The 4,529-nt window shown below is 70.3% G+C and carries 3 protein-coding genes; all 3 read right to left on the bottom strand.

The window, feature by feature from the left end; translation table 11 throughout:
• Positions 1–129 precede the first annotated feature (129 nt).
• On the bottom strand, positions 130–2,679 hold the full coding sequence (glgB, locus tag AB0D27_RS45050) for a 1,4-alpha-glucan branching enzyme (RefSeq protein WP_362521385.1): 2,550 nt from the start codon (positions 2,677–2,679) through the stop codon (positions 130–132).
• 66 nt (positions 2,680–2,745) lie between these two features.
• Entirely contained in the window at positions 2,746–4,143 is a 1,398-nt protein-coding gene (locus AB0D27_RS45045) for a maltokinase (protein ID WP_362521383.1), read from the bottom strand.
• Positions 4,144–4,229: 86 nt separating this feature from the next.
• The coding region (locus AB0D27_RS45040) for an alpha-glucosidase C-terminal domain-containing protein (protein WP_362521380.1) at positions 4,230–4,529 on the bottom strand (300 nt) is incomplete at its 5' end.

Raw genomic sequence — 4,529 nt, 5'->3', positions numbered from 1 at the left:
TTCGCTCGAGCGGGGGGACCCCCACCGTACCTGGGGGCTCCGCCCCCAGACCCCCGTATCGCGCTTCGCGCTCGTCCTCAAACGCCGGACGAGCTAAGGAGTTTCAGCCCCTCCGGCGTTTGAGGAGCCTCAGGCGGGTCGCAGCCAGACGGTGGCCAGTGGGGGCAGCGTGAGCTGGAGGCTGGCGGGGCGGCCGTGGGCGGCGGTGGGTTCGGGTTTGAGGGGGTCGGGGTTGAGGACGTCGCTGCCGCCGTAGCGGGCGGCGTCGGTGTTGAGGACTTCGTGCCAGGCGGGGATGTCCTCGGGGATGCCGAGCCGGTAGCCGTGGCGGACGGCGGGGGAGAGGTGGGTGAGGGCGAGCAGCGGTGTGCCGTCGGTGTCGTGGCGGAGGAAGGCGAAGACGTTGTCCTCGGCGGCGTCGCCGGCGATCCAGGCGAAGCCGGCGGGGTCGGTATCGCGCTGCCAGAGGGCGGGTTCACGGAGGTAGCGGGTGTTGAGGTCGCGGACCAGGTCGCGGACGCCGCGGTGGTCGGGTTCGGCGCTGTAGGCGGGGTCGAGGAGCCACCAGTCGGGCCCGTGGGCCTCGGACCATTCGGCGCCCTGGGCGAATTCCTGGCCCATGAAGAGGAGTTGTTTGCCGGGGTGGGCCCACATGAAGCCGAGGTAGGCGCGGAGATTGGCGCGCTGCTGCCACCAGTCGCCCGGCATCTTGGAGACCAGCGAGCGCTTGCCGTGCACGACCTCGTCGTGCGAGATGGGCAGCACGTAATTCTCGCTGTAGGCGTACACCATCGAGAACGTCATCTCGTTGTGGTGATACTTACGGTGGATCGGATCGTGGGCCATGTAGTCGAGCGAGTCGTGCATCCAGCCCATGTTCCACTTCAGCCCGAAGCCCAGGCCGCCGAAGCCTCCGGGGCCGATGTGATCGGTGGCCCGAGTGACGCCGTCCCAGGCCGTGGACTCCTCCGCGATCGTGACGACACCTGGATTGCGGCGGTAGACGGTGGCGTTCATCTCCTGGAGGAAGGCGACCGCGTCGAGGTTCTCCCGGCCGCCGTGCTCGTTCGGACTCCATTGGCCGGGCTCGCGTGAGTAGTCGAGGTAGAGCATCGAGGCGACGGCGTCGACCCGTAGCCCGTCGATGTGGAACTCCTCGCACCAGTAGACGGCGTTGGCGACGAGGAAGTTGCGCACTTCCCGCCGTCCGTAGTCGAACTCGAGGGTGCCCCAGTCGGGGTGGGCGGCCCGCAGTGGGTCGGCGTGTTCGTACAGGGGCCGTCCGTCGAACTCGGCGAGTGCCCAGTCGTCGCGGGGGAAGTGAGCCGGCACCCAGTCCATCAGGACGCCGATGCCGGCCCGGTGCAGCGCGTCGATCAGGTATTTGAAGTCGTCGGGGGTGCCGAGGCGGGCGGTGGGGGCGTAGAAGCCGGTCACCTGGTAGCCCCACGAGCCCCCGAAGGGATGCTCGGCCACCGGCATCAGCTCCACATGAGTGAAGCCCAAGTCGGCGACGTAGGAGGGGAGTTGGTCGGCGAGCTGGCGGTAGGTCAGCCCGGGGCGCCAGGACGGAAGGTGCACCTCGTACACCGAGAACGGCGCCTCATGCACCGGACGTGCCGCCCGCCCCGCCATCCATTCCTCGTCCCGCCACTCGTGGTGGGACGCGTGGATGATCGACGAGGTGTTGGGCGGGGTCTCGGTGCGCCGGGCCATCGGATCGGCGCGCAGGGTGCGCGAACCGTCGGGGCGGGTGATCTCGAACTTGTAGAGCTCGCCCTCGCCGATCGCGGGCACGAACAGCTCCCAGATCCCGGAGGAGCCGAGCGAGCGCATCGGGAATCCCGTGCCGTCCCAGAAGTTGAAGGTGCCGGCGAGGCGCACCCCGCGCGCGTTCGGGGCCCACACCGTGAAGCGGGTTCCGACGACGCCCTGGTGCACCATCGGCTCCGCGCCCAGCGCCCGCCACAGCTCCTCGTGCCGGCCCTCACCGAGCAGATGCAGATCGAGTTCGCCCAGCGCGGGCAGGAAACGGTAGGCGTCCTCGGTCTCCTGCACTGTCCCCTCGTACGCCACGAGCAGCCGGTACGAATCCGGGACCGCGCGCAGCGGCAGCAGTGCCGAGAAGAAGCCGTCCCCGTCGTCGTGCAGCTCGGCGCGCAGGTCGTCCGTCACGACGGTCACCCCGAGCGCGTACGGGCGGAAGGCACGGAAGGCCACACCGCCCGGCACCGGGTGGGCCCCGAGCACGCCGTGCGGATCATGGTGCGAGCCGGCGAGCAGCCGCTCGCGGTCACCGGGGTCGGTACCGGCGAAGGCGGGAGGGGCGGCGCTGTCGGCGGCGGCGGGCGCCGGGACCTTCTGGGCCGGAACCTTCCGCGCGGCGGCCTTCTGCGCGGGAACCTTCGCGGCCGTGCTCCCCGCGGGCTTCTTGACGGCGGTCTTCTTACTGGCGGCTTCCTTGCCGGCCATCTTCTTGTTGGCCACCTTCTTGCCGGCGGCCTTGACCGCCTTGACTGCCTTGGCCGTCGGCTGCCCCGCGGATGCCTTCTTGGCGGCCGTCTTCTTGGCCACCGTCTTTTTGGCAGCCGCTTTCTTGGCCACCGTCTTCTCGGCGGCAGCCGACTTCTTCGTGCCGGACTTCTTCGGACTGTCGTCGGACGGAGGGCGGGGCGTCACGGGCAGGGCCTCCTCGGCGGGATCAGGTGCGGAACGTCAGGGCGTTCCAGGTACGGAACGAGGGGTTCACGGGGATGCGGCGAGTCGGCGTACCGCCGCCAGCGGCACCGGCAGCCAGTCGGGCCGGTGACGGGCCTCGTACAGGACTTCGTAGATCGCCTTGTCCGTCTCGCAGGCGCGCAGCAGAACGGGGTCGGTGCGCGGGTCGAGGCCGGTGACCTCGGCGTATCCGGTGCAGTACGCGGACCGGCAGGTGTCGGCCCAGCCGGGTACCAGGGGGTGGTGCGAGTGGGCCGCGTAGTCGAAGGAGCGGAGCATGCCCGCGATGTCCCGGGCCGTGGGGTGCGGCATGCGCCGCTCGGCCAGCGGTTTCGAGGGCTCTCCCTCGAAGTCGATGAGCGTCCACTGCCCGGTGGGGGAGCGCAGGCACTGGCCGAGATGCAGATCGCCGTGGATGCGCTGCGCGGTCCATGTGTGGCCCTCGGCGGCCAGGTCGGCCAGCGCCCCGAAGGCGGTCCGCAGTCCTGGAGCGTACGGCCGCAGCGCGGGCACCGCCTGCGCCGCCGCCTCCAGGCGCTCGCTCATGCCGTCGACGAGCAGCTCCATCTGCGCGTGGCCCAGGGTGACCGTGGGCAGCGCGCGGGCGAGCGCCATGTGCACCTCGGCGGTGGCCCGGCCCAGCGCCCGTGCCTCGGCGGAGAAGTCCTCCCCCTTGGCCAGCTCGCGCAGCGCCAGCTCCCAGCCGTCCGCCGCCCCCTTTATGAAGGGCTGCAGCACACCGAGTACGTGCGTCTCCTCGCCCAGGTCGGCGAGCATCCACGCCGTCGGCGCCGGTACCCGCGCGCAGCCCTCCTTGGACAGCGTCAGCGGCAATTCCAGGTCCGGATTGATTCCGGGCACGATCCGGCGCAGCAGCTTAAGAATGAACGTATCTCCGTAGACGATCGAGGAGTTGGACTGCTCCGCCGTCACCAGCCGCGGCACCAGGTCCTCCCGGATCTCCTGGTGCCGGTCGCGCTCGAAGCGCAGCTCGCTGATGCGGGCCTGGGTGCGCAGGGCTTCCAGGAGCACTCCGGCGGGGCGCGGGTCATACAGCGCCTCGTACACCGTGCGCCCGGCCAGCGGCCCCTCCTCCACATGTCCGATCAGCGCGGGCGCGAGCCGCGGCGGCAACGCCTCGCGTACGCCGATCAGCAGCTGGTAGCAGTCGCCGGGGTGCGGCAGGGCACCCTGTGTCGGGCTGAGCGGCTGATGGGCGCGCACGAGGAGGTGGAGCAGGCCCAGAGGTGCGGTGGGCGGCAGCAGTTCCACCACCGCCACCAGCGAGAATCCGGTCACCGGACGCCCTTTTCCCGCGAACCAGCGCTGCCGGGGCAGCCATTCCCGCAGCAGTGGATCGAGGGACGCGAGCAGTTCGGGGCGTGCGACGGGGGCCGTGGCAGGGTGGGTTGCGGCTTCCGACATGGCGTCGCGTCCTTTCCCCGGGGGGTCGGGGTGTCACTGATGCGTTCCCAGGGCGGGGCGGGGGAAACCGCCCCGCCGCCCGGGTTCTAGACGGCGTCCTTCCGGAGCCGGAACCAGTAGAAACCGTGGCCCGCGAGGGTCAGCAAGTACGGCAGCTCACCGATGGCCGGGAATCGCACCCCGCCGATCAGCTCGACCGGATGCCTTCCATTGAACGCGCTCAGGTCGAGTTCCGTGGGCTGGGCGAAGCGGGAGAAGTTGTGGACGCACAGCACGAGGTCGTCCTTGTACTCGCGCAGGAACGCGATCACCGCCGGGTTGGAGGACTGGAGTTCCGTGTAGGAGCCCAGGCCGAAGGCCTTGTTCTGCTTGCGGATCTCGATCAT

Origin of the sequence: Streptomyces sp. NPDC048415, from assembly GCF_040651675.1 — a bacterium.
In the GTDB taxonomy this organism is placed as follows: domain Bacteria; phylum Actinomycetota; class Actinomycetes; order Streptomycetales; family Streptomycetaceae; genus Streptomyces.
This window is presented reverse-complemented; position numbering and strand designations above follow the sequence as displayed.